The organism is Burkholderia sp. AcTa6-5 (assembly GCF_017815075.1).
In the GTDB taxonomy this organism is placed as follows: domain Bacteria; phylum Pseudomonadota; class Gammaproteobacteria; order Burkholderiales; family Burkholderiaceae; genus Burkholderia; species Burkholderia sola.
Genome location: NZ_JAGIQE010000005.1, coordinates 14,188 through 39,191, shown reverse-complemented (window position 1 = coordinate 39,191; position 25,004 = coordinate 14,188). Strand labels below are relative to the sequence as shown.

The 25,004-nt window shown below is 67.7% G+C and carries 26 protein-coding genes and 1 pseudogene; 10 read left to right on the top strand and 17 right to left on the bottom strand.

Annotation, left to right across the window (positions count from 1 at the left end):
- Positions 1–6: 6 nt before the first annotated feature.
- The 9 genes and pseudogenes from J8I33_RS08895 to J8I33_RS34845 form a co-directional block, all read right to left on the bottom strand.
- Positions 7–1,026 (bottom strand): ABC transporter permease, encoded by a 1,020-nt coding sequence (locus tag J8I33_RS08895; protein WP_006476069.1) that lies wholly within the window; start codon positions 1,024–1,026, stop codon positions 7–9.
- Entirely contained in the window at positions 1,023–2,636 is a 1,614-nt protein-coding gene (locus tag J8I33_RS08890) for a sugar ABC transporter ATP-binding protein (protein WP_089488415.1), read from the bottom strand. The genes J8I33_RS08895 and J8I33_RS08890 overlap by 4 nt, the downstream gene beginning before the upstream one ends.
- 139 nt (positions 2,637–2,775) lie before the next feature.
- On the bottom strand, positions 2,776–3,726 hold the full coding sequence (locus J8I33_RS08885) for a sugar ABC transporter substrate-binding protein (RefSeq protein ID WP_209934663.1): 951 nt from the start codon (positions 3,724–3,726) through the stop codon (positions 2,776–2,778).
- Between the two features lie 571 nt (positions 3,727–4,297).
- Positions 4,298–5,224 (bottom strand): CysB family HTH-type transcriptional regulator, encoded by a 927-nt coding sequence (locus J8I33_RS08880; RefSeq protein ID WP_034186954.1) that lies wholly within the window; start codon positions 5,222–5,224, stop codon positions 4,298–4,300.
- A 75-nt stretch (positions 5,225–5,299) separates the two neighbouring features.
- Entirely contained in the window at positions 5,300–6,358 is a 1,059-nt protein-coding gene (locus J8I33_RS08875) for a sulfate ABC transporter ATP-binding protein (protein WP_050012584.1), read from the bottom strand.
- A gap of 13 nt (positions 6,359–6,371) precedes the next feature.
- Positions 6,372–7,316: a sulfate ABC transporter permease subunit CysW gene (gene cysW, locus J8I33_RS08870; RefSeq protein WP_050012583.1), complete on the bottom strand. Its 945-nt coding sequence runs from the start codon at positions 7,314–7,316 to the stop codon at positions 6,372–6,374.
- Complete coding sequence (gene cysT, locus J8I33_RS08865) at positions 7,313–8,212, bottom strand: sulfate ABC transporter permease subunit CysT (RefSeq protein WP_050012582.1); 900 nt, start codon at positions 8,210–8,212, stop codon at positions 7,313–7,315. The genes cysW and cysT overlap by 4 nt, the downstream gene beginning before the upstream one ends.
- Positions 8,213–8,347: 135 nt before the next feature.
- Positions 8,348–9,385: a sulfate ABC transporter substrate-binding protein gene (locus J8I33_RS08860; RefSeq protein ID WP_050012581.1), complete on the bottom strand. Its 1,038-nt coding sequence runs from the start codon at positions 9,383–9,385 to the stop codon at positions 8,348–8,350.
- Positions 9,386–9,562: 177 nt separating this feature from the next.
- Positions 9,563–9,679, bottom strand: a pseudogene (locus J8I33_RS34845) (sodium:proton symporter); the annotation flags it as partial.
- Between J8I33_RS34845 and lexA the strand changes: the two are divergent.
- From lexA to J8I33_RS08845, 3 genes are read left to right on the top strand one after another with little or no spacing between them, the layout of a single operon-like run.
- Positions 9,650–10,297 (top strand): transcriptional repressor LexA, encoded by a 648-nt coding sequence (lexA, locus tag J8I33_RS08855; protein ID WP_050012580.1) that lies wholly within the window; start codon positions 9,650–9,652, stop codon positions 10,295–10,297. The pseudogene J8I33_RS34845 and the gene lexA sit on opposite strands and share 30 nt — an antisense overlap.
- Before the next feature lie 25 nt (positions 10,298–10,322).
- Positions 10,323–10,658 (top strand): hypothetical protein, encoded by a 336-nt coding sequence (locus tag J8I33_RS08850; protein WP_069621440.1) that lies wholly within the window; start codon positions 10,323–10,325, stop codon positions 10,656–10,658.
- Positions 10,659–10,687: 29 nt separating this feature from the next.
- Positions 10,688–11,407: a DUF2939 domain-containing protein gene (locus J8I33_RS08845; RefSeq protein WP_209925567.1), complete on the top strand. Its 720-nt coding sequence runs from the start codon at positions 10,688–10,690 to the stop codon at positions 11,405–11,407.
- A 93-nt stretch (positions 11,408–11,500) separates the two neighbouring features.
- Here the strand turns inward: J8I33_RS08845 and J8I33_RS08840 are convergent, their stop codons facing one another.
- On the bottom strand, positions 11,501–11,998 hold the full coding sequence (locus J8I33_RS08840) for a universal stress protein (protein ID WP_089467374.1): 498 nt from the start codon (positions 11,996–11,998) through the stop codon (positions 11,501–11,503).
- A gap of 331 nt (positions 11,999–12,329) precedes the next feature.
- Here J8I33_RS08840 and nodI point away from each other — a divergent pair, with 331 nt between their 5' ends.
- Together nodI and J8I33_RS08830 are read left to right on the top strand one after the other, a co-directional pair.
- On the top strand, positions 12,330–13,244 hold the full coding sequence (gene nodI / locus J8I33_RS08835; protein WP_209925565.1) for a nodulation factor ABC transporter ATP-binding protein NodI: 915 nt from the start codon (positions 12,330–12,332) through the stop codon (positions 13,242–13,244).
- Between the two features lie 6 nt (positions 13,245–13,250).
- The gene (locus tag J8I33_RS08830; protein WP_050012575.1) at positions 13,251–14,084 is read left to right on the top strand and encodes an ABC transporter permease; all 834 of its coding nucleotides are present in this window, start codon (positions 13,251–13,253) and stop codon (positions 14,082–14,084) included.
- 65 nt (positions 14,085–14,149) lie between these two features.
- Here the strand turns inward: J8I33_RS08830 and J8I33_RS08825 are convergent, their stop codons facing one another.
- The 4 genes from J8I33_RS08825 to J8I33_RS08810 all read right to left on the bottom strand — a co-directional run bounded on the left by J8I33_RS08825 (position 14,150) and on the right by J8I33_RS08810 (position 17,882).
- Complete coding sequence (locus J8I33_RS08825; protein WP_185625021.1) at positions 14,150–14,572, bottom strand: hypothetical protein; 423 nt, start codon at positions 14,570–14,572, stop codon at positions 14,150–14,152.
- Between the two features lie 106 nt (positions 14,573–14,678).
- Positions 14,679–15,737, bottom strand: a complete 1,059-nt coding sequence (locus J8I33_RS08820) for a permease (RefSeq protein ID WP_124556406.1) — start codon at positions 15,735–15,737, stop codon at positions 14,679–14,681.
- The gene (gene mnmH, locus J8I33_RS08815) at positions 15,734–16,864 is read right to left on the bottom strand and encodes a tRNA 2-selenouridine(34) synthase MnmH (protein WP_209934659.1); all 1,131 of its coding nucleotides are present in this window, start codon (positions 16,862–16,864) and stop codon (positions 15,734–15,736) included. The genes J8I33_RS08820 and mnmH overlap by 4 nt, the downstream gene beginning before the upstream one ends.
- 64 nt (positions 16,865–16,928) lie before the next feature.
- Positions 16,929–17,882, bottom strand: a complete 954-nt coding sequence (locus tag J8I33_RS08810; protein ID WP_050012572.1) for a LysR substrate-binding domain-containing protein — start codon at positions 17,880–17,882, stop codon at positions 16,929–16,931.
- Positions 17,883–18,045: 163 nt separating this feature from the next.
- Between J8I33_RS08810 and J8I33_RS08805 the strand changes: the two genes are divergently transcribed.
- Together J8I33_RS08805 and J8I33_RS08800 are read left to right on the top strand one after the other, a co-directional pair.
- Positions 18,046–19,467: a M20 family metallopeptidase gene (locus J8I33_RS08805; protein ID WP_124556404.1), complete on the top strand. Its 1,422-nt coding sequence runs from the start codon at positions 18,046–18,048 to the stop codon at positions 19,465–19,467.
- Between the two features lie 35 nt (positions 19,468–19,502).
- Positions 19,503–20,789 carry an MFS transporter gene (locus tag J8I33_RS08800; protein ID WP_209934656.1) on the top strand — a complete coding sequence of 429 codons (1,287 nt, stop codon included), beginning with the start codon at positions 19,503–19,505 and terminating at the stop codon, positions 20,787–20,789.
- Positions 20,790–20,876: 87 nt separating this feature from the next.
- Here the strand turns inward: J8I33_RS08800 and J8I33_RS08795 are convergent, their stop codons facing one another.
- Both J8I33_RS08795 and J8I33_RS08790 read right to left on the bottom strand, forming a co-directional pair.
- Positions 20,877–21,929 (bottom strand): NADP(H)-dependent aldo-keto reductase, encoded by a 1,053-nt coding sequence (locus tag J8I33_RS08795; protein ID WP_050012569.1) that lies wholly within the window; start codon positions 21,927–21,929, stop codon positions 20,877–20,879.
- 141 nt (positions 21,930–22,070) lie between these two features.
- The gene (locus J8I33_RS08790) at positions 22,071–22,508 is read right to left on the bottom strand and encodes a PaaI family thioesterase (RefSeq protein ID WP_050012568.1); all 438 of its coding nucleotides are present in this window, start codon (positions 22,506–22,508) and stop codon (positions 22,071–22,073) included.
- 187 nt (positions 22,509–22,695) lie between these two features.
- Here J8I33_RS08790 and J8I33_RS08785 point away from each other — a divergent pair, with 187 nt between their 5' ends.
- Entirely contained in the window at positions 22,696–23,184 is a 489-nt protein-coding gene (locus J8I33_RS08785; RefSeq protein ID WP_006476090.1) for a helix-turn-helix domain-containing protein, read from the top strand.
- 331 nt (positions 23,185–23,515) lie between these two features.
- A complete protein-coding gene (locus J8I33_RS08780; protein WP_027784365.1) occupies positions 23,516–24,139 on the top strand; it encodes a phospholipase D family protein in 624 nt (207 codons plus the stop codon).
- Positions 24,140–24,286: 147 nt separating this feature from the next.
- Here J8I33_RS08780 and J8I33_RS08775 read toward each other — a convergent pair whose 3' ends face one another.
- The gene (locus J8I33_RS08775; protein ID WP_080334187.1) at positions 24,287–24,514 is read right to left on the bottom strand and encodes a hypothetical protein; all 228 of its coding nucleotides are present in this window, start codon (positions 24,512–24,514) and stop codon (positions 24,287–24,289) included.
- A gap of 21 nt (positions 24,515–24,535) precedes the next feature.
- Here J8I33_RS08775 and J8I33_RS08770 point away from each other — a divergent pair, with 21 nt between their 5' ends.
- Positions 24,536–24,898 carry a hypothetical protein gene (locus tag J8I33_RS08770; RefSeq protein ID WP_209935266.1) on the top strand — a complete coding sequence of 121 codons (363 nt, stop codon included), beginning with the start codon at positions 24,536–24,538 and terminating at the stop codon, positions 24,896–24,898.
- The last annotated feature ends 106 nt before the right edge of the window (positions 24,899–25,004 follow it).

Sequence of the window (25,004 nt, the reverse complement as noted above, 5' to 3'; positions counted from 1 at the left end):
GTCTTTTTACCGCACGCGCGTACGCCGGCTGCGATACGTATCGAGCACGACCGCCACCACGATCACCGCACCCGTGATGATCCGTTTCGTCGGCTCGTTCGCACCGATCTGCGCGAGCCCCGCGGCCAGCACGGAGATGATCAACACGCCGAAGAACGTGCTGATCACCGAGCCGCGCCCGCCCATCAGGCTCGTGCCGCCGATCACGACGGCGGCGATGACCTGCAGTTCGAGGCCCGCGCCCGCGTTCGGATCGGCCGCCTCGAGCCGCGAAATCTGGAACAGCGACGCGAGCCCCGCGAGCGCGCCCATCAGTGCGAATACGAGGATTTTATACGGCCGCGGGTTAACCCCTGCAAGTCGCACCGCTTCCTCGTTCGTGCCGATGCCCACCAGATAGCGTCCGAACACCGTGCGCGTCAGCACGAACTGGGCCGCGATCATCACCGCGACCGCGATCAGGAACGCCGGCGAGATGCCCAGCGCGATCGGGTTCGACAGGAAGTCGAACGCGTCGCCGATATACGCGGTGCGCGAATTCGTCAGCTGGTACGCGAGGCCGCGCGCGGCCTCCAGCACGCCGAGCGACACGATGAACGACGGGATCCGCCAGCCGACCGTGACCGCGCCCGTCAGCGCGCCCGTGGCGGTCGCGACCGCGATGCCGATCAACGCGGCCGGCAGCGGCCCCCACTGCCATTTCAGCGCGGCGACGCTGACCATCGACGCGGCGAGCGCGAGCACCGAGCCGACCGACAGGTCGATCCCGGCAATGATCAGCACGAAGGTCATCCCGACCGACATCACGACGAGATCGGGAATCTGGTTCGCGATCGTGCTGAACGTGTCGTAGGTCAGGAAATGCGAGCTCAGCACCGAGAACAGCGCGATCATCGCGGCCAGCGCGCCGGCGAGCCCGAGATAGTTCGACAGGCCGAGCCGCGTGCCGGACAGCGTGCGCGCGCGGCGGCCCGTCACGTCCTGCTGCGCGCCTGCGTCGGTCGGGGATACGGGAGGCTGGGTCATTGCTGTCGTCCTGTCGTCGAAGTGCCCGGAGCGGCGCCGCGCGCGTGCTCCGGGTCCGGATGCTGCATGGCGGCCGCCGGCGTCTCGCGGCCGAAGCCGGCGAACGCCGCGGCCAGCAGCGCGTCCTGGGTCCAGTTGCCGCGCTCGAACACGGCGGTCATGCGCCCGGCCGACATCACGCCGATCCGGTCGCAGATCAGCATCAGCTCGCGCAGGTCGCTCGATACGACCACCAGCGCGCGGCCTTCGCGCGCGAGCGCGCCCATCAAAGTGTAGATCTCGAATTTGGCGCCGACGTCGATCCCGCGGGTCGGCTCGTCGAACAGCAGCACGCCCATGTCGCGCGCGAGCCAGCGGCCGATCACGACCTTCTGCTGGTTGCCGCCCGACAGCTCGCCGACCGGCTGCGCCGCGCCGTGCGTACGGATCCGCAGCGCATCGATCTGCTGTTCGGCGAGCGCCGTTTCGCGGGCCGAATCGACGATGCCGCCGCGCGCGAGCCGGTCGAGCTGGCCGAGCGACACGTTCGCGGTGATCGACTGCGACAGCAGCAGCCCTTCGCCCTTGCGATCCTCGGTGATCAGCGCGATGCCGAGCTTCACCGCATCGACGGGCGACGCGATCCGCGCCGGCTTCAACGGCTGACCGACGGCGATCGTCCCGGCATCCGGCGTATCGGCGCCGTAGATCAGCCGCAGCAGCTCGGTGCGTCCCGCGCCGATCAGCCCCGAGATGCCGAAGATCTCGCCCGCGCGCACCTCGAGCGACACGTCGCGCACCGCCGTCCCGCGCGTGAGGCCCGATACGGCGAGCCGCGGCGCGCCGAAGCGGCGCTCGCCGAGATCGATGTGTTCGCCGACCTCGCGCCCGACCATCAGCGTGACGAGCCCGTCGGACGTCGTCGCCGCCATGTCGCCCGCATGCACGAGCCGGCCGTCGCGCAGCACCGCGACGCGCTCGGCGACGCGCGCGAGCTCTTCGAGCCGGTGCGAGATGTAGACGATCGCGACGCCGCGCGCCTTCAGCCGGTCGATCTGCTCGAACAGCAGCTCGACTTCGCGCGCGGTCAGCATCGCGGTCGGTTCGTCGAGAATCAGCACGCGGCAGTCGCCGATCAGGTTGCGCGCGATCTCGACCATCTGCTGATGGCCGATGCCGAGCGCGCCGACCGGCGTATCGGGGTCGACCGCGTCGAGCCCGACCTGCGCCATCGCCGCGCGCGCGTCGTCGCGCAGCCGCGCGCGATCGATGATGCCGAAGCGCCGCGGCAGGCGGTTCAGGAACAGGTTTTCGGCGACGCTCAGCGTCGGCAGCAGGTTCAGCTCCTGCATCACCATGCGCACGCCGAGCGCCTCGGCCTGCGTGCGGCTCGCCGGCGCATAGGCCTCGCCGCCGAGCTGCATCGTGCCGGTGGTCGGGTCGACGAGCCCGCCGATGATTTTCGACAGCGTGCTCTTGCCGGCGCCGTTCTCGCCGGTCAGCGCGAGCGCCTGGCCCGCGTCGAGCGTCAGCGTGACGTCGGCGAGCACGGGTTCGGCATAGGTCTTGCCGATGCCGGAGACGGACAGCACGGGGTGGGCTGAACGGGAGGGTTGGAAGGTCGGTTCCATCGCGATCCTGGTTGCGGCCGCGCGCACGGGGCGCGCGGGTATGACGCTCACAAGTGCATGCAGTGGCCGTGATCGCGCTCACACCGGATAACGGCCGCCGCGCCGGATTCTTGAGCGCGGCGGCCGGACCGGTGCGGCGTTACTTCGTCACGAGATCCACCGGCGTCTCGACCACACCGGACAGGTCGGCCTGCTTGCGATGCTCGGCGATCGCCTTGAGCGCCGTGTCGATGCCGAACACGGCCTGCTTCGCCGCATACTGGTCGGCGGTCGCGAGCACGCGGCCGTCCTTCAGCATCGGCTTGATCGCGTTGATGTTGTCGTAGCCGACCACGAGCACCTTGCCCTGCTTGCCGGCCGCGCGCACGGCCGACACGGCGCCGATCGCCATGTTGTCGTTGCCGCACAGCAGTGCCTTCAGGTTCGGGTATTCGTTGAGCATCGCGGCGGCCACCGCATTGCCCTTGTCGATCTCCCATTCACCCGACTGCACCGACACGACCTTCATCCCGCCCGCCTTCATCGCGTCCTGGAAGCCGGCCGTGCGCTGCTGCGCGTTGGTCGTCGTCGACACGCCTTCGACGATGCCGACCTGGTCGCCCGCCTTCAGCCGCTTCGCAAGGTAGTCGCCGATCTTGCGCGCGCCCTTGCGGTTGTCCGGGCCGACGAACGGCACGTTCAGGTTCTTCGACTTCAGCACGTCGGGATCGAGCCGGTTGTCGATGTTCACGACGACGATGCCGGCGTCGACGGCCTTCTTCACGACCGGCACGAGCGCCTTCGAATCGGCCGGCGCGAGCACGATCGCGTCGACCTTCGACACGATCATCTGCTCGACGATGCGGATCTGGTTCGCGGTGTCGGTCTCGTCCTTGATGCCGTTGGTGATCAGGTCGAACTGGTTCGCGTTGTGCTTCTGGTATTCCTTCGCGCCCGTTTCCATGGTCAGGAAGAACTCGTTGGCGAGCGACTTCATCACGAGCGCGACCTTCGGCTTGGCCGCGAACTGCGCGTGGACAGCCGGGGCAGCGGCCACCGCGACGGCGGCGAGCGCGGCGGTCAGGAAGCGACGGCGAAAGCGGACATTCATACACATCTCCTGGCGACTGGCCCGAAGGCCGATTGTTGTTCGGTTGTTGTTTTAATGTGAGCAAACGTTTGCGCCACACTACCCGGGCAATGGCCATCGATGCTGCTGTCGGTACCACGGAATGGAAGCGAGGCAGACGGCCGACTGCCTGGCGCGTGCTGGCGTTGACGCGCCACCGCCGGCGGGACGCCGGCGGAGTGAAGGCTATGCTGTACCGATTCGCTTCGGCGCGCAACCTGTCTAATCAATATTTAAGGGTTTATTCGGAGCGCGCGAGCGCGCTTCGCGACGCGCAAATACGACACTCGCGATGCCGGCGGCGGTTCGCCGAAGCGCGGTGCATGCAGGTTCTGCGTTGCCGGTTGTTCTTGTTTTTCTGTCCGCACGGGAACGCAGGTCGATCGTCGGCTGACACGACGCACCGGACCGGACCGGCAGCGTCGGCCGATGCTTGAAGCGTGACGGCGGCCATCCCCCCGCCGCCGCCCGGTGCGGCGTACGGCAAGGTGCGCGTCATGCGTGTCGCGCGCCGTCCGCGGGATCCGCCCGGACAGCGCGCGACACGCGCGAATCAAACGGCTTCGCGCAACAGCCCCGCGATTTCCGCTTCGTTCAGGTGCGGCGCGAACATTTCGATCAGCCGGTACGCATACGCACGCAGGAATGCGCCCTTGCGCAGCCCGACCCGCGTCGTGCTCGCCTCGAACAGGTGCTGCGTGTCGAGCGCGACGAGCCCCGTGTCGCGCTGCGGGTCGTAGGCCATCGCCGCGACCACGCCGATCCCCATCCCGAGCTCGACGTAGGTCTTGATCACGTCCGCGTCGATCGCGGTCAGCACGACGTCGGGCACCGCGCCCGCCTGCGTGAACGCCTGGTCGATGTGCGAGCGGCCCGTGAAGTCCTGGTCGTACGTGATGATCGGGTATTCGGCGATTTCCTCGAGCGTCAGGTTCTCGCGACCGACGAGCGGGTGGCCCTTCGGCACGACGACCGTGTGGTGCCACGAATAGCACGGGAACGTGACGATGTCCGGATAGCGGTCGAGCGCCTCGGTCGAGATACCGAGATCGGCCTCGCCGTTCAGGATCATCTGCGCGATCTGCTGCGGGCTGCCCTGACGCAGCGCGAGATGCACCTTCGGGAACACCTCGGTGAACTGCCGGATCACCTTCGGCAGCGCGTAGCGCGCCTGCGTGTGCGTCGTCGCGACGACGAGGTGGCCGCTGTCCTGATCGGCGAACTGGCGTGCGACGCGGCGCAGGTTCTCGGCGTCGAGCAGCATCCGCTCGATCAGCTGGTGCACCGCCTTGCCGGGCTCCGTGAGCCCCGTCAGCCGCTTGCCGCGCCGAATGAAGATGTCGACGCCCAGCTCATCTTCCAGATCCTTGATCTGTTTCGACACGCCCGACTGCGACGTGTACAGCACGTTCGCGACTTCCGTCAGGTTCATGTTCTGGCGCACCGCTTCGCGCACGAACCGCAATTGCTGAAAATTCATGGGTATGCCTCTTAGGCTGTCGTTGTTTGATTGTCGAATCGGCGCGAATCCCGCCCTCTGCCCTGCGTTGTCTCGTCAACGCGCGGGAAATACCCGCACGGCGCGCGGCACGGCGGTCGCGCCGTCGCCGACCTGCAGCGAAAGCGCGCGCCATGCGTCGCGGTCGAGTTCCGCCTCGAGCGCGCCGCCCGCGCGCGCCTCGAGCTCCACGCGCACCGAACCGCCGAGCGGAATCACGCGCCGCACGTCCACCGCGATGCCGTCGCTGTGCCCTTCGCCCGCCGGCCACAGCTGCAGATCGTGCGGCCGCACGTACGCGTTCGCGGGGCCCGCGAAATCGGCGTCGACCTCGATCGGCGCCGCCGCGCCCTCGGCGACGAAGCCGCGCCCGGCCACCGTGCCCGGCAGCCGGTTCGCCGCGCCGAGAAACTCGTACACGAACGCGCTTTGCGGATGGTCGTAGACGTCCTGCGGGCTGCCGACCTGCTCGACGTGGCCGCGATTGAGTACGACGATGCGATCGGCCACTTCGAGCGCCTCTTCCTGGTCGTGCGTGACGAAGATCGTCGAGATGTGCAGGTCGTCGTGCAGGCGACGCAGCCAGCCGCGCAGCTCCTTGCGGACCTTCGCGTCGAGCGCGCCGAACGGTTCGTCGAGCAGCAGCACCTTCGGCTCGACCGCTAGCGCGCGGGCAAGCGCGATGCGCTGACGCTGGCCGCCCGACAGCTCGGACGGATAGCGCTGCGCGAGCCAGTCGAGCTGCACGAGCTTGAGCAGCTCGTGCACCTTCTCGCGAATCGCGGCTTCGGACGGCCGCTCGCGGCGCGGCTTCACGCGCAGCCCGAACGCGACGTTCTCGAACACCGTCATGTGGCGGAATAGCGCGTAATGCTGGAACACGAAGCCGACCTGCCGCTCGCGCGCGCCGACCGACGCGACGTCGAGCCCCTGCAGCACGACCTGGCCGGCGTCCGCGTGCTCGAGGCCCGCGATCACGCGCAGCAGCGTGGTCTTGCCGCAGCCGGACGGCCCGAGCAGCGCGACCAGTTCGCCGGGCGGGAAGTCGAGCGAGACGTTGTCGAGCGCCGTGAAATCGCCGAAGCGCTTCTGAAGGTGACGGACGGTGATACCCATTCTGGTTGCCTCTTTACGATTTCGACGAAACGGCGCCGACGGGGCCGGCATGTGCGGGAACGGCGTCGTGCGCGTCGGCCAGTTCGGCCGCAAGATGACGCTCGGCGATCAGCTTCAGCGCGAGCGTGACGAGCGCGAGCAGCGCCAGCACCGACGCCACCGCGAACGCCGCCGCGAAGTTGTATTCGTTGTACAGGATCTCTACGTGCAGCGGCATCGTGTCGGTCACGCCGCGAATGTGGCCGGACACGACCGACACCGCGCCGAACTCGCCCATCGCGCGCGCATTGCACAGGATCACGCCGTACAGCAGGCCCCACCTCACGTTCGGCAGCGTCACGCGGCGGAAGATCTGCCAGCCCGACGCGCCGAGCACGCGCGCGGCTTCTTCCTCGTCGGTGCCTTGCGCCTGCATCAGCGGAATCAGCTCGCGCGCGACGAACGGGAACGTGACGAAGATCGTCGCGAGCACGATGCCCGGCACCGCGAAGATGATCTGCACGTCGTGATCCTGCAGCCACGGCCCGAACCAGCCCTGCGCGCCGAACAGCAGCACGTACACGAGGCCCGAGATCACCGGCGACACCGAGAACGGCAGGTCGATCAGCGTCGTCAGCAGCGCCTTGCCGCGGAATTCGAATTTCGCGATCGCCCACGATGCGCACACGCCGAACACGAGGTTCAGCGGCACCGCGATCACGGCGACGGTCAGCGTCAGCTTGATCGCCGACCACGCATCGGAATCGGCGAGCGATTCGAGATAGAAGCCGACGCCCTTGCGCAACGCCTCGACGAACACCGCGGCGAGCGGCACGACGAGGAAGAACGCGAGGAACGCCAGCGCGATGCCGGTGAGCAGCCAGCGCACGACGCGCGACTCGCTGACCGGGTCGAGCCGCTTCGCGGCACGCGCGGCCGGCGACGGGGTTTTCAGCACGACGGTGGCCTCCTGGCTCATTGCTGGCCTCCTGCGGCGGCAGCAGCGGCGGTGACGGTGGCGGGCGCCGGGCCGCTCGCGCCCTTGCTCGTACGACGCTGCAGATACCACTGCAGCGTGTTGATCAGCAGCAGCATCAGGAACGACACGACCAGCATCACGACCGCCAGCGCGGTCGCGCCCGCGTAGTCGTACTGCTCGAGCTTCGTGATGATCAGCAGCGACGTGATCTCGGATTTCATCGGCACGTTGCCGGCGATGAAGATCACCGACCCGTATTCGCCGAGCGCGCGCGCGAACGACAGCGCGAAACCGGTGAGCAGCGCCGGCAGCACGGCCGGCAGCACGACGCGGCGGAACGTCAGCCAGCGCGACGCGCCGAGGCACGCGGCGGCTTCTTCCTGCTCGCGCTCGAAATCCTCGAGCACCGGCTGCACGGTGCGCACGACGAACGGCAGCCCGATGAAGGTCAGCGCGACCAGCACGCCGGCCGGCGTGAACGCGATCTTGATGCCGAGCGGCGCGAGATACTGGCCGACCCAGCCGTTGGTCGCGTAGACGGCCGCGAGCGAGATGCCGGCCACCGACGTCGGCAGCGCGAACGGCAGGTCGACGACCGCGTCGACGAGGCGCTTGAACGGGAACGTGTAGCGCACCAGCACCCATGCGACGAGGAAGCCGAACACGGCGTTGATCAGCGCGCCGCCGAGCGCGGCCGAGAACGTCAGCCGGTACGACGCGAGCACGCGCGGCGACGTGACGGCGGTGACGAACTGGTCCCACGACAGCGTCGCGGTCTTCAGGAATGTGGCAGCGAGCGGAATCAGCACCACGAGGCTCAAATAGGCCACCGTGATGCCGAGTGTCACGCCGAAACCGGGCAGCGCGCTCGGCTTGCGAAAGGTGTACGTCGTCATCGGATGCTCTTGCTGGGTCGATGCTGCTCACGGGTCCGACGCAAACGCCGGCGCAGTGAATCGCGCCGGCGAGCCGTCGGGGACGCGGCGCGCTGTCGTGGCGCGCCGCTTGTCGTTATGGTGTGACTGCGTGCGTTACTGCGGCTTGTAGATCGAATCGAACACGCCGCCGTCCGCGAAATGCGTCTTCTGCGCATTGGTCCAGCCGCCGAACGTGTCGTCGACCGTGTACAGCTTCAGCTTCGGGAACTGCTTGGTCAGCTCCGCCGGTACGTTCTTCGAACGCGGCCGGTAGTAGTTGCGCGCCGCGATTTCCTGGCCCTGCGGGCTGTACAGAAAATTCAGGTATGCCTCGGCCAGCTTGCGCGTGCCCTTCTTGTCGACCACCTTGTCGACCACCGCGACGGGCGGCTCGGCCAGGATGCTCACCGACGGCACGACGATCTCGAACTTGTCGGTGCCGAATTCCTTGACCGACAGGAATGCCTCGTTTTCCCATGCGATCAGCACGTCGCCGATCCCGCGCTGCACGAAGCTCGTCGTCGCGCCCCGCGCGCCCGAATCGAGCACGCCTGCGTTCTTGTAGAGCTTCGAGACGAATTCCTTCGCGGTCTGCTCGTTGCCGCCCGGCTTGTGCTGGGCGTACGCCCATGCGGCCAGGTAGTTCCAGCGCGCGCCGCCCGAGGTCTTCGGGTTCGGCGTGACGATCGAGATGCCCGGCTTGGTCAGGTCGTCCCAGTCCTTGATCCCCTTCGGATTGCCCTTGCGCACGAGGAACACGATCGTCGACGTGTATGGCGACGCGTTGTCGGGCAGGCGCTTCTGCCAATCCTTGTTCACCAGCCCCTTGTTCGCGAGCGCGTCGATGTCGTACGCGAGCGCCAGCGTGACGACGTCGGCCTGCAGCCCGTCGAGCACCGAGCGCGCCTGCGCGCCCGAACCGCCGTGCGACTGCTTGAAGTTGACCGTTTCGCCCGTCTTCGCCTTCCACTCCTTGCCGAACGCCTGGTTGAAATCCTGATACAGCTCGCGCGTCGGGTCGTACGACACGTTCAGGAAGGTCGTATCGGCCTGCGCATGCGTCGCGACGCCCAGCGCCGCCGCCGCGCCCAGCGCGAGTGTTGCGATCAGGCGACCCACTCCGCCCACCAGCCCCGTATTGCGCTTCGCCATCCTTGGTTCTCCAGTGTTGTCGGTATTGCGATGTCGGGCCAGTCTATCGAACGGGTTACATGATTAAAAATAATCGTTCCTTATTTTTTAATACTCAAAAGTGCTAACGCAGACGGGATGGACGGTTGCGGCGGACAAACCGGCGTCAGGACGTCGCGAAATTACGCCGGAACCGGCGCGATCGCGTCGAACCTCAAGTAACACTTGAAATTCCCCAAGTACTGTATAAAAATACAGCTCACTGTCTATCCATACAGTTCAGCCATGACCAAACTCACCGCCCGTCAGCAGCAAGTGTTCGACTTGATCCGTCGCGCGATCGAGCGCTCCGGATTCCCGCCCACCCGTGCCGAGATCGCGGCCGAGCTGGGCTTCAGTTCGCCGAATGCCGCCGAGGAGCACCTGCGCGCGCTGGCGCGCAAGGGCGTGATCGAGCTGGCGGCCGGCGCGTCGCGCGGCATCCGGCTGCTCGGCCTCGACGACGCCCCGCATCAGTTCACGCTGCCGCACGCCGGCCTGATGCAACTGTCGCTGCCGCTCGTCGGCCGCGTCGCGGCCGGTAGCCCGATCCTCGCGCAGGAGCACATCTCGCAGCACTACGCGTGCGATCCCGCGCTGTTCACCAGCAAGCCCGACTATCTGCTGAAGGTGCGCGGCCTGTCGATGCGCGACGCCGGCATTCTCGACGGCGACCTCCTCGCCGTGCAGAAGCGCACGGAAGCGAAGGACGGCCAGATCATCGTCGCGCGTCTGGGCGACGACGTCACGGTCAAGCGCCTGATGCGCCGGCCCGGCGGCCTCGAGCTGATCGCGGAGAACCCGGATTACGAAAACATCTTCGTCAAGGCCGGCAGCGCGGATTTCGCGCTGGAAGGCATCGCCGTCGGGCTGATCCGCTCGGGCGAACTCTGACATTCCGTCTCGCTAGGAGAACATCATGGAACGCCTTTCCCGCCTGCTGCCTTTCCGTCAATTCGGTCGCCTGCGTCATCTGCGCGGCCGCACGCCCTGCGCACCGCTGTCCGCGGCGGCGCCTGTGCAAGAAGAAATCGCAGTCGAACGGCAGGCGTCCCTGCTGCCGTCAGCGCTCCCCGCGTTCGCGCGGGTGTCGCTGAACGCCGGTCTTAACCATGCGGAACCCGCGCGCCGCGCGCCGGTGCGCGTCTATCACGGCCGCTCGCGCCTGATCATGGTGGGCACGATCGATGCCGTGTGCCGGATGATCGATCGCTGCATCGCGGAGGAACGATCGGCCACGCCGGGCGGTCTCTGATTGCGGAACCTTCCCGCACCGGAGGCAACGTGACTGAATCGTCGCGCCGCGCTTGGCGAATCAAGCCGCTGCTGATCGTCGCGCTGGTCGTCGCCCTCATTGCGGCGCTCGGCTATGCGTACGCGTCACCGTATGTCGCGCTCGGTCGCCTGAAATCGGCGATCGATGCGCGCGATGCGCAGGCGATCAGCGAGTATGTCGATTTTCCGTCGCTGCGCATCAGCCTGAAGCAGCAGGTCACGGAAGAGTTGATGCGCCGGATCGACGCCGTGAAGAAGAACAATCCGTTAGCGGTGATTGGCGCGCTGATCGGGTCGGCGCTGATCGGCCCGCTGGTCGATGCGTACGCGACCCCGGAAGGCGTCGCCGCGTTGATGAGCGGATTGCCGCCGCGCGGCAATCCCGGCGAGCGCCCGCCCGAGTGGTCGAATCAGCCGCCAGCAGGCAATGCGTCCGGCAACCCGCCTGCCGCACCGCCCGTCAATCCGGCGCCGGCAAGTGCTGCGGTACCGGGCGGCAACGCGGCCGCTTCGGCCGCATCGTCGCCGGCACCTGCGCCCGCCGCACCAGCCAGCCCGAGCGAAGCAACGCAAGCGCCGCGCCAGCAGCAAACCAGCGCGGGCTACCGGAATATCGATGAATTCGTCGTCACATATCAGCGCAGCGCCGACGGCACGCGCTATGCGGCGATCTTCCACCGCTTCGGGCTGTTCTCGTGGAAATTGTCCGGAATCGACCTGCACGCATAACAGGCCGCGCTCGGTGCGCGCGCTGCCAATGCAGCGCGACGCCTGACCGGCCCGCATCGCCGGTCGGGCTGTCAGGGTCATCCAGCCTTTAGGTCATTGGCTGCTCGCCGTGGCCGCTTCACGTTCGCGCGCGATTTCGGCCTTCTGCTCTTCCGCCGACGAGCACGCGACCAGAATGCTGCAGTTCACACGATCGAGCAGTTGCGTATTGCCCGACCCCATCCACCATCTCGACAATCCGCTGCGGCACCGGTGGCCGACGACGACGAGGTCGACCTTCAGCTCCGACGCGAGATTCGCGATTTCGTCGATCGGATAACCGAATGCGAAATGGCCTTCGGCCTGGACGCCGCGCTCGCGCAGCCAGTTCACGCCTTCCTGCAGGATTTCGCGCGCGGTTTCCTCGAAGCGGCCGCATGCGACGTCGGTCAGCAAACCCGCGCTTTGCGCGATGCTCGAACGCATGTCCACGACCGACAGCAAGTGCGTTTCGGCCTTCAGGTCCATTGCGAGATTGGCGCCGTAACGCAGCGCCTTGCGCCCTTCGAGCGTGCCGTCGTAACACAGCAAAATCTTGTTGTAGCTAGCCATGAAGCCTCCCTATCGCGACAACGAGCCTACGCATTCATCATGGTGCGCCGCAATTCAGGACGCAAGGGATGGAAAACGCTGATTCGCCCCGCTCGGCGCGTGCGCGATGATGCAGTGCACGATCGGTGCGTGCTTGCCTCGCACCGTGCGCGCATGCCCTCAAGCGATGCAGCGATGCACTAGAATGGCCCCGTTCCACGTCCGGCGGGCCAGCTCGCGCCGGCGTCGTATGCTTCGGCCATGCCCATGTGACACGCCTTCGCGCGATCCGTTCGCACACGGGCCGCGGGCCGGACAGCGGAACGCACCCGCTTACAACGACAACACGCCCATGTCCGTCGCACCAATCGATTTCCGCAACGTCGAAAAGCGCTATGGCGACAAGCTCGTCGTCAATGGCCTGTCCTTCAACGTGAAGGCCGGCGAATGCTATGGTCTGCTCGGGCCGAATGGCGCCGGCAAGACCACGACGCTGAAGATGCTGCTCGGCCTCGCGCATCCCGACGCAGGCACGATCGCGCTGTGCGGCGAACCAGTTCCATCGCGTGCGCGACATGCACGCCGGCGAGTCGGGGTCGTCCCGCAGTTCGACAACCTCGACCCCGACTTCACCGTCCGTGAAAACCTGCTCGTGTTCAGCCGCTATTTCGGGATGTCCGCGCAGGCCGCACGCGCGCTCGTGCCGCCGCTGCTCGAATTCGCGAAGCTGGAAAACAAGGCCGATGCAAAAGTCGGCGAACTGTCGGGCGGCATGAAACGCCGCCTCACGCTCGCCCGCGCGCTCGTCAACGATCCCGACGTGCTGGTGCTCGACGAGCCGACGACGGGCCTCGATCCGCAGGCGCGCCACCTGATGTGGGAGCGGCTGCGCTCGCTGCTCGCGCGCGGCAAGACGATCCTGATCACCACGCATTTCATGGAAGAAGCCGAGCGCCTGTGCGATCGGCTGTGCGTGATCGAGGAAGGCCGCAAGATCGCCGAAGGTGCGCCGCATGCACTGATCGAATCGGAGATCGGCTGCGACGTGATCGAGATCTACGGGCCGGATCCGGCCGCGCTGCGCGACGAGTTGTCGGCATTCGCGAAGCACACCGAGATCAGCGGCGAGACGCTGTTCTGCTACGTGACCGACCCCGAACCGGTCAGCGCACGCCTCACGGGCCGCCCGGGGTTGCGCTATCTGCATCGCCCGGCCAATCTGGAGGATGTGTTCCTGCGGCTCACGGGCCGCGAGATGCAGGACTGATCGACCATGGACGTCCGCAACTATTCCGCCACCACGCCATCGGCCCCGCCGCGCGCGTCGCGCTTCGCGATCGCAATGCCGGCGAACGCAAGCAACTGGGTCGCCGTCTGGCGGCGCAACTATCTCGTGTGGCGCAAGCTCGCGCTCGCGTCGATGTTCGGCAATCTCGCCGATCCGATGATCTATCTGTTCGGGCTGGGTTTCGGGCTCGGCCTGATGCTCGGCCATGTCGACGGCGTGTCGTATATCGCGTTCCTCGCGGCCGGCACGGTCGGCTCGAGCGTGATGATGTCCGCGAGCTTCGAATCGATGTATTCGGGTTTCTCGCGGATGCACGTGCAGCGCACGTGGGAAGCGATCATGCATACGCCGCTCGCGCTCGGCGACATCGTGCTCGGCGAGATCGTCTGGGCGGCCAGCAAGGCGATGCTGTCGGGGAGCGCGATCATGCTCGTCGCGGGCGTGCTCGGCTACGCGGCGTTTCCGTCGATGCTCGCGGTGCTGCCCGTGATCGCGCTGGCCGGCCTCGCGTTCGCCAGCCTCGCGATGATCGTCACGGCGCTCGCGCCATCCTACGATTTCTTCATGTTCTACCAGACGCTCGTGCTGACGCCGATGCTGCTGCTGTCGGGCGTGTTCTTCCCGATCACGCAGTTGCCGCCGCTCGCGCGGCACGCGGCGCAGGCGCTGCCGCTCGCGAATGCGGTCGAGCTGATCCGGCCTGCGATGCTCGGTCGGCCGGCGACCGACATCGCGTTGCACGTCGTGGTGCTCGCCGGCTACGCAGTCGGCGGGTTCCTGCTGTCCGCGTGGCTGTTCCGGCGGCGGATGATGCGCTGACGGCCGGCGCGTCGGGCACCAGGCGTCGGGCACCAGGCGCCGGGCACCGGCTTCATGCGACGACGTTACTCGTCATCGTCGCTCCACGGAATTTCGACGTCGGTCAGGAACGCGACGGTCGCGAGCGGGCCGCCTTCCTGGCGGCCGAGCTTGCCGTCCGCGCGATGCCATTCGACGCGGAACTGCGTGCCCGGATCGTCGGCCACCAGATAGACCGTGCGCAGTTCTTCCTTGTCGGCTTCGTTCACCGGGCCGTCGAACGACACCAGCATCTTCTGCGGCCACAGGCCGTTGACCGGATCGTAGATGCGATCGCCTTGCGGAATGTCGATGCTGGCCTCGACGCCGATCGTTGCGGATGCCTCGATGATCATCGTGCCGAGTGCGTGCAACACGGCAGTCGCCCGCGCGGAATTGGCCTGGCGGATCGCGAGATCGCCGCGCGTCAGCGCCTTTTCGAGTCGAGGATGGATCTTCGGTTGGGTCATGCGTTTTCCTGTTTGCTTCTTGTAAAGGGCGCCGCACGCGTGAAGCGGCGGCGCCGGATGAATACGAATGCGACGCGTGCGCCGGGCCGGCGTGTCGCCCGCGTTGTCAGAACCCGAACGCGATCGCGAGCAAGCCGCTCACGATCCCGAATACGACGACGAGCGTCGCGACGATCGCCAGCATGTAGGGCTTGAACGAACGCGCGAGCATCGCGAGCGACGGCACGCTGATCGGCGGCAGCGTCATCAGCAGCGCGGCGGCCGGACCGACGCCCATGCCGAGCGACAGCATCGCCTGGATGATCGGCACCTCGCCGGCCGTCGGGATCACGAACAGCATGCCCGCGACCGCGAACGCGACGATCCAGCCGAGATGATTGCCGATGTCCGGGCCGATGTGCGGAAACAGCCACGCGCGCGCGGCGCCGAGCAGCAGCACGAGCACGATGTATTCGGGCACGAGCCGCACGGCCATGCGCGCGAGCAGTTTCATCCAGCGGACGAACGGATTGCCGGCAGCGGCCTGTTCGGCCGCCAGCGCGGCGAGCTGCGCATCGTCGATGCCGCGGTCTTCGGGGCGCGCGATGCGGTTCAGCAGATAGCCGATCCCGAACACCATCGCGATGCCGAGCACGACGCGCAGCGCGCTCCAGTGCCAGCCGAGCACGAAGCCCATGAATACCAGTGCGGCCGGATTCAGCACCGTATTGCCGAGCCAGAACGCGACCGCGCCGCCCGGCGATGCATGGCGCGCACGCAGGCCCGCGACGACCGGCGCCGCGCAGCACGTGCACATCATCCCGGGCAGCGACAGCAGCCCGCCCGCGGCGACGCTGCCGAAGCCCGTGCGGCCGAGCACGCGCGCCACCCAATGCGCGGGCAGCAGCGCCTGCACGGCCGAGCCGAGCAGCAGGCCGAGCACCATCGCCTGCCAGATCGCCTTGCCGTATGCCCATGCGTAGTCGAGCGCCGCCTTCAGCGACGGCTCGGGTGCGGCCGCCGACGTGCCCATCAGGATCGACTGGCCGATCGAATGGTGCTCGGCGGCAACGAACGCCTTGTTGTAGTACGGGAACCATTTTACGTAGAACAGTCCCGCGACCGCGATCAGCAGGAAGGTCATCCAGCCGAGGGCCGGGTTCGGTTGGGTGCGTGTGGTCGTCATCGTGTGGTGATCGTCGATTGGTTTTTGTCGGTTTCGGATGTCGTGCCGCCGGCAAGCGCGGCCGATGCGGGCAATCCGGCCTGCGCGAGTTCGGCCAGCAGCGTGCGCGCCTGAGCGCGTACGTCGTCCGCGTTGGGCCGGAACGTGAACGTCAGCGCGCGGTTCGGCTTGTTGTACGTCGCGCGGTAAGTGCGCGCATAGGCGGGATCGTAATGCCTGTCGATCAGTTCGGTGAACAGATCGGCCCGCGCGCCGGCATCGATCAGCGCCTTCCAGCGCATCACCTCTTCGCGGCTGTGCAGGCCGATCAGCCGATGAAGCTGCGCCTTGAATGCGTCCGGTTCGTCGAACAGGTGCGCGTAATCGTCGAGCAGGAACGCGATTCGCTCGTCGTGCGCCGCTTCGACCTGCACCCACGGCCCCGCGTGAAACGCTTCGATCAGCGCGATCGGCAACTGCACGAGCCCGATCCTGCGGCTTTCCGACTCGACGAATACTGGCCATTGGGGGTTGAAACGCCCGAGCGTCTCGACGAGCCCGGAATCGAACCCCTTTTGCGTGGGCTGCGGCTTGCCCGGCAGCGCGCCGAGCAGGGAGCCGCGATGGCACGCGAGTGCTTCGAGATCGAGCGTCTGCGCGCCCACGTCGCGCAGCGCGTTCAGCAGGCGTGTCTTGCCGCAGCCCGTATGGCCGACGAGCGCGATGTAGCGAAAGCGCGTCGGCAGCGAGTCGAGCGTCGCGCACACCGACCGGCGGTATGCCTTGTAGCCGCCGTCGAGCTGGCGCGCCTTCCAGCCGATCAGGTTGAACCAGGTCGTCATCGAGCCCGAACGCTTGCCGCCGCGCCAGCAGTAGATCAGCGGTCGCCAGTTGCGCGGCCGGTCGGCGAACGTCGTGTCGAGATGGCGTGCGATGTTGCGCGCGACGATCGCCGCGCCGACGCGCGTCGCCTCGTACGGCGACACCTGCCGGTACATCGTGCCGACGAGCACGCGCTCTTCGTTGCTGAGCACGGGCGCGTTCAGCGCGCCGGGGATATGGTCCTCGGCGAACTCGAGCGGCGTGCGCACGTCGATGATCTCGTCGAACTCGCCGGCGCGATCGAGGGTGACAATCAGGTTCTTCAATTTGGCGTCGAACAGGGGCGATGCGGCTCGGGGAGCCGCATGGGCACGGAAGGCGGATTGACGATTATCTCACGGGCCGGCGTCCCGGGCCTCGTGCGGCAGTCGGCGACGACGACGCGGCCTGCATCGCGTCGATCAGATGGTCGCGGAACGCGCGCACCGACGCGGGCAGATCGCGCCCGGCCATCGTCTGCACCTGGATGCTGCGTTCGCGCAGTTGCGGGTTCGTCACCGGCACGACGACGAAGCCGTCCGCATCGGCGCGATCGCGCACCGACAACAGCCCCGTGAACATCACCGCACCCGTGCGGCGCGCGTAACCGTACATCGCCGCAGTGTTGTTACTGGTCAGTTCGGGCTCGAGCAGCAGCCCGTCGAGCGCGCACGCGATGTCGATCAACTGGCGCACCGTCGTGCCGGCCTCGGGCAGCACGTGCGCGTGCCGCGCGACATCGGCTAGCGACACCGCATCGCGCGCCGCGAGCGGGTGATCGTGCCGGACCAGCGCAAAGACCGGCGCGCGCTCGGTGTGGTCGACGCGCACGCCTTTCTCCGGCGCGAGGCTGAACGTCAATGCGATGTCCGCATCGCCGTCGCGCACGCGCCGGGTCGCGTCCGCCGGCGATACGACCCATACGGTGAAATCGACGCCCGGGTGGCGCGCCTTGAAGCTCGCGAGCACGCCGGGCAGGAAATCGATCGCGAACCCTTCCGAGCACGCGATCTTCAGCAGGCTGCCGTGCAGCGCGTCGAGCCCGCCGATGTCCTTCATCACGTGCTCGGCCTCCAGCAGGCTGCGCTGCGCGAACGCCAGCAACCGCTCCCCCGCCTCCGACAACGCCATCCCGCGCGGCCGCCGCTCGAACAGCGGCGCGCCGAGCTCGCTCTCCAGCTTCGCGATCTGGCGACTGATCGCCGACACGGCCACGTGGAGCCGCGCGGACGCGTCGCTGATCGAGCCGGTACGCGCCACCTCGACGAAATACCGCAACCCCAGGCCATGCAGGAAAGCCGCCATCGTTCTGTCTCCGCGCCGCGTCCGGCCGCGCTGCTTTGCCTTTTCGGCAAAGAAAGGTTCGAAATTCGATCATTGTGACAAAAAAAGCGGCTTTCTAGAATCGATCGCACTTCACGTTGCCTGCGCGGCCCGCGCACGGCGAACCCGACCGAGGAGACACGATTTGAGCCGTACCGCCGCCATCCAGCATGCGCTGAACCAGTTCGAATCCGGCGCGTTCTTCACGACCCTGAGCCGCCGCGTCGGCCTGCGCACCGAAAGCCAGGAATGCGGCAGCGGCGCCGCGCTGCGCGCCTATCTGACCGACGAGATCGCGCCCGAGGCCGCCCGCCTCGGTTTCACGTCGCGGATCGTCGACAACCCGGTCGACGGCGGCGGCCCGTTCCTGCTCGCGTCGCGCCACGAAGACGACGCGCTGCCGACCGTGCTGATCTACGGCCACGGCGACGTCGTGCGCGGCTACGACGCGCAGTGGCGCGCGCCGCTGTCGCCGTGGACGCTGACGGCCGACGGCGACCGCTGGTATGGGCGCGGCAGCGCCGACAACAAGGGCCAGCACACGATCAACCTCGCCGCGCTGGCGAGCGTGCTCGATGCGCGCGGCGGCCGGCTCGGCTTCAACGCGAAGCTGCTGATCGAGATGGGCGAGGAAACCGGGTCGCCGGGGCTCGACGCGCTGTGCCGCCAGGAGCGCGACGCGCTCGCGGCCGACGTGCTGATCGCGTCGGACGGCCCGCGCATCGCCGCCGCGCGCCCGACGGTCTTCCTCGGCTCGCGCGGCGCGGTCAACTTCAAGCTGAGCCTGCGCGCCCGCGACGGTGCGCATCATTCCGGCAACTGGGGCGGACTGCTGCGCAATCCGGCAATCGTGCTCGCGCATGCGCTCGCGAGCCTCGTCGACGCGCGCGGCGCGATTCGCGTCGCGGGGCTGCGCCCGCCGCCGATCCCGGCCGCGGTGCGCGACGCGCTCGCTGATCTTTCCGTCGGCGGCGGCCCCGGCGACCCGGCGCTCGACGCCGACTGGGGCGAGCCCGGCCTGTCCGCGGCCGAGCGCGTGTTCGGCTGGAACACGTTCGAGATCCTCGCGTTCAAGGCCGGCAATCCGGAGCATCCCGTCAACGCGATCCCGCCCGCCGCGTATGCGCACTGCCAGTTGCGCTTCGTCGTCGGCACCGACTGGGAAGCACTGCATGCGCACCTGCGCGCGCACCTCGATGCGCACGGCTTCGCCGATATCGAGATCGACGTCGAGCGCGGCGCACCGGCGACGCGCGTGCCGCCGGACGATCCGTGGGTGCGCTGGGCCGTCGCGTCGCTCGCGCGCACCACCGGCAAGAAGCCCGCGATCCTGCCGAATCTCGGCGGCACGCTGCCGAACGAGGTGTTCGCCGACACGCTCGGGCTGCCGACGCTGTGGGTGCCGCACTCTTACCCGGCGTGCGCGCAGCACGCGCCCGACGAGCATCTGCTCGCGAGCGTCGTCAGCGAGGGGCTGCAGATGATGGCCGGCCTCTTCTGGGATCTCGGCGACGACGCGCCGCCCGTTCGCCGCGCGGCATCCGCCGCGGCCGGCGCCGCCCTGTAACGCGCTTCGCCCCTTTCACGGGATCTGCACACACGATGAATACGACCACCCTCACCGCGCAGGACGCCGCGCGCCCGAGCGCCGCGAAAATCCGCCGCATCATCTTCGCCGCGTCGATCGGCAACGCGCTCGAATGGTTCGACCTGATCGTCTACGGCTTCTTCGCGGTGACGATCGCCAAGCTGTTCTTCCCCGCCACGAGCGAAGCGACGTCGCTGATGCTGACGCTCGGCACGTTCGGGCTGTCCTACCTGATCCGGCCGATCGGCGGCTTCGTGCTCGGCGCGTATGCCGACCGCGCGGGCCGCAAGGCGTCGCTGCTATTGTCGATCGCGATGATGATGGCCGGCACGCTGCTGATCGCGCTGATGCCGACCTATACGTCGATCGGCATTCTCGCGCCGCTCGGGATCATGCTGTCGCGGCTGATGCAGGGCTTTTCCGCGGGCGGCGAATTCGCGAGTTCGACCGCATTTCTCGTCGAACACGCGCCGCAGCGGCGCGGTTTCATGTCGAGCTGGCAGTTCGCGAGCCAGGGCCTCGCGACGTTGCTCGCGTCGGGCTTCGGCGCGCTGCTGACGGCCACGCTGACTTCCGCGCAACTCGAAAGCTGGGGCTGGCGCGTGCCGTTCCTGTTCGGGCTCGCGATCGGCCCGGTCGGGCTGTATATCCGCCGCTACGTCGACGAAGGCGTCGAGTTCAAGACGCAGGCGCGCTCCGAGGCGCCGGTTCGCGAGCTGTTCGCGGACCAGAAGGTGCGGCTGCTGCTGTCGATCGGCGCGCTCGTGATCTCGACCGCGGTCAACTACATGATCCTGTACATGCCGACCTACGCGATCAAGCAGCTCGGGCTGCCGGCATCGACGGGCTTCGCGGCGACGCTCGCGACCGGTTTCGTGCTGACGCTCGTCACGCCGGTCGTCGGCCATCTGTCCGACCGCACTGGGCGGATCCGCATGATGGCGGTCGCGGCCGTGCTGATGCTGCTGACCGTGTGGCCGACGTTCGCGTGGCTCACGCGCCATGCGTCGTTCGCGACGATGCTCGCCGCACTGATCTGGATCGGCGCGCTGAAGGCGATGTACTGCGGCGCGCTGCCGGCGCTGATGGCCGAACTGTTCCCGTCGCAAACACGCGCCACCGGGCTCGCGGTCAGCTACAACACCGGCGTCACGCTGTTCGGCGGCTTCGCGCCGTTCGTCATCACCTGGCTGATCAGCACGACCGGCAACCGGCTGTCGCCGGCGCTCTATCTGATGGGATGCGCGCTGCTGAGCCTCGCCGCGTTGTTCGTCGCGCGCACGCGGCTGAAGATGCGCTGACGCGAGAAACGACGGCGCGGCGCGGCGCCGCCGCAACCGCCCGACTCGGCCCGTCGCGGCATCGCTGCCGCGCGGGCCGCGTGCCGTTTACGGCGCCGGGTTCGGCTGCCGTTCGTGCAATGCGTCGATCTCGGCGAGGATCTCGTCGGACAGCGCCACGTCGATGCTGCCGATGTTCTCCTTCAACTGCTCGAGCGACGTCGCGCCGACCAGGTTGCTGCGCACGAACGGGCGGCTGTTGACGAACGCGAGCGCCAGTTGCGCGGGCGACAGCCCGTGACGCCGCGCGAGCGCGACGTAACGCGACGTCGCCTCGACGGCCTGCGGCTTGCTGTAGCGCTGGAAACGCTCGAACAGCGTGATGCGCGCACCGGCCGGACGCGCGCCGTTCTCGTACTTGCCGGACAGCCAGCCGAACGCAAGCGGCGAATACGCGAGCAGGCCGACGCCGTCGCGATGCGTGAATTCCGACAGCCCGTTCTCGAACGTGCGGTTCAGCAGGCTGTACGGATTCTGGATGCTCGCGATGCGCGGCAGCCCGAGCTTTTCGGCCGCGCGCAGGAACTGCGCGACACCCCACGGCGTTTCGTTCGACACGCCGATCGCGCGCACCTTGCCGGCCTTCACGAATTCCGCGAGCACGCCGAGCGTTTCCTCGATCGGCACCGTGTATGTGTCGTCGACCCACGGATACGCGGGCCGGCCAAACGTGGTCGTACTGCGATCGGGCCAGTGCAACTGGTAGAGATCGACATAGTCGGTCTGCAGGCGCTTGAGGCTGCCGTCGAGCGCTTCGGTCAGGTTCTTGCGGTCGAACTGGTTGCCCTCGCCGCGAATATGGCGCGGATTGTGCGGCTGCCGCGCCGGCCCCGCGATCTTTGTCGCGAGCACGATACGGTCGCGCTGCGCGCGATGCTGCGCGATCCAGGTGCCGATGTATTGCTCGGTGCGGCCCTGCGTGTCGGGCTTCGGCGGCACCGGATACATCTCCGCGGCGTCGATCAGCGTCACGCCCTGCCCGAGCGCGTAGTCGATCTGCTCGTGCGCGTCGCGCTCCGAATTCTGCTCGCCCCACGTCATCGTGCCGAGACCGATCAGGCTGACCTCGAGACCCGAATCGCCGAGTGTGCGGTATTCCATGCTGTTCCTGTCGCGTCGGTGGAAAGCAGGAAAGCTATCACATTGACGCAACTGCTTCAGGCAGGCGCGGCGCACGCTTACAGGCGGCCTCCAGCGCTGCCCCGCGCGTTCACGCGCCCGCCCGGATGCGGCCGCGCTCCGTCACTGCGGTCGCTGGATGAAGCAGGTCGCCGACGCATGCGCGACGATCTTGTCGTCCGGCGTCTTCAGCGTGCCCTCCGCGACGCCCAGCGAGCGCGACAGGTGAATCACGCGTCCTTCCGCGATCAGGTCGACGTCGCGCGGCACGGGCCGCAGCATCTTCACGTGCAGATCGACGGTGCCGTAACCGACGCCCGCGTCGAGCATCGAATGTACCGCGCACCCGGTGACCGAATCGAGCACCGTCGCGGCGAACCCGCCGTGCACGCCGCCCAGCGGGTTCAGGTGCCGGCCGTCCGCGCGCGCCGAAAACTTCACGTAACCGAGCTCGACGTCGAGCGGGCGCATCGGAATCGTCTCGGAAATCGACGCAAGGGGCGCGTCTCCGGACGCGGCGGCACGCAGCAGATCGAGGCCAGACAGGGAAAGCGGGTTCATCGGGTTGTCTCCGGGTTGAAAGCGCGTCGCCGCGCGAGTAAGTTCTAAATTGGAACTCATTATTGTCAACGAGGCGGGCCGTTGTCAACGCGGCTGCGCCCGTTGCGACCGAAGGCGGGTTCTATAATCGAACCCGCTATTTCGCTGAACCGCCGCAAGACTGCCGCAACGGGCACGAGACTCGACAATGAAATGGGATGACATCGGCACGCTGAACTGTTCGGTCGCGCGCACGCTCGCCGTGCTCGGCGACCGCTGGACCATGCTGATCCTGCGCAACGCATTCCTCGGCTGCCGCCGCTTCGACGCGTTCCAGGCCCAGCTTGGCCTGACGCGCCACGTGCTGGCCGAACGGCTCGCGCGGCTCGTCGACGAAGGCGTGCTCGTCAAGCGCGCGTATCAGGAACGCCCGCCGCGCTTCGAATACCGGCTGACGGAAAAGGGCCTCGACCTCTACCCGGCCCTGCTCGCGCTGATGGCGTGGGGCGATCGCTGGAAGGACGACGGCCAGGGGCCGCCGGTGCAATTACGCCACCGGGCCTGCGGGCAACTGATGCACGCGGTCACCGTATGCTCGGCGTGCGGCGAACCGCTCGACGCACGCGACGTGCAGCCCGAGCCGGGGCCCGGATGGATCGCGTCCGACGGGACCGAGGCGTCCGCATCCACGGATTGACGATACGTCGCGCACGGATGTCGTTCCGACGCGCCTGCTAGACATACGCTTGGGCCACAGGCCGCATCGAGTCGCAGTCCGCCCGCCGGCGCACGCATCGTTCGCACGCCGGTGCGCCGCAACGGCAAACGCAATCGCCTGCCATCGCCGGCACTATCGCTGTGCGTTGATCGCCCGCTCGCCCGCACCGGCTGCATAACGCAACTTTGCGTCACCCTGTCCACCCCTGCCGATCACTGCGCACGCCCTCGTTTCGCATCCGCGCGTGACCCGGCCGGCATGCGTGCGTTACACTCACGGCCCGCTGTCTCGAAATTATTCGCTGTCCAAGATGTTGTCGCGCAATCGCCTCGCCGCCGCCTGTCTCGCCGCTTCCCTGCTCGCCACACCCTTCGCCGCCTTCGGCAAGACGCAAAGCGAATCGCTGCTCCAGCAAGCGATCGACCTCGTGTCGCGATGGCTGCCGGCCCCCACTCACGAAGCCCCCGCGACCCAGGTCGTCGAATCGGCATTCTCGCCCGACGGCGGCGCCGAGGCGCTCGTGCTGAAAGCGATCGGGGCGGCGCGCAGCTCGATCCGGGTCGCCGCGTACTCGTTTACGTCGCCGCCCGTCGCGCGCGCGCTGCTTGCCGCCAAGCGCCGCGGCGTCAACGTCGCGGTGGTCGTCGACGACAAGGGCAATCGCGCGAAGAGCAGCAAGCAGGCATTGAACCTGCTCGTCAACGCCGGCATCCCGACGCGCACGATCGATGCCTATGCGATCCATCACGACAAGTACCTCGTGATCGACGCCGAGCACGTCGAAACGGGTTCGTTCAACTACAGTGCGTCGGCGGCCAGCCGCAATTCCGAGAACGTCGTCGTGGTCTGGAACAACCCGCAACTCGCGTCACGCTACCTCACGCACTGGCAAAGCCGCTTCGACCAGGGCACGCCGTATCGCTCCAGCTACTGACGCCGACACACGCTTTCTCGTGGCGCTCGCCCCTCGCATTTCTGCCGCCGCGTTGCAGATGATCGGCGAGCATGGCGCGATGTTCAATTCGGCCGAATGGCCAGCACGCGGCGTCGCGAAGCGCCCTTCACGCGCGACGCGCCGCGTTCAATGGATTTCCGGCGCCCGCCCGGTCGCGACGCGCGCAGGCGCGCTCGCGACACAACGGCTCGCGTGCCCGTCCGCGCCGCTGGCCGAATTCGCCGACAGCCCGTGGTCGCCCATCGGCAGCACGCTGCGCACGCACGCGGTGCTGAACATCAGCGTGTTCTGAACCAGCGGGTAAAGGAGATACAGCGCAAACGCGAGATAGCCCGCGTACAGAATTCGAACCATGGTGCGATCGGATGAGATGAGATGAACGATTGGACTCGTCCTGTTTACGGCAGGGCGACGCGCGCCCTTGAGGCATCGCGGGTCCGATTCCGCATCGGGACGGAACGCGGGCCGATGCCCCTCGCTTCTCGCCGCATCTTCACCGACACTCGCGAACCCGATCGCCGCCGCGGCGGGAGTTGCAGCGTGGCGATGCATCGAACCGTGCGCAATACCGTTCGACGAACCATGACCGACCTGACAGTCGGGACACGAGACAAGACTCACGCAAATCGCACCGAAACCGGCCGACGTGGCGGCCCGATCGGACACGTTGCCTACGATCCCGCCCGCCATCGCACCGTCGCCGACCTGCTTGGCTCGGCCGATCGGCGGATGGACTAACACAAGCAGCGCGGCCGGACGGCCCGCGCATGACCGCCGACGAGCCAGGCCGGCGCGGCGCGATCAAGCCGCCGCGCTGCCCGTCGCCGCCGTCGCCGCGCTCGTG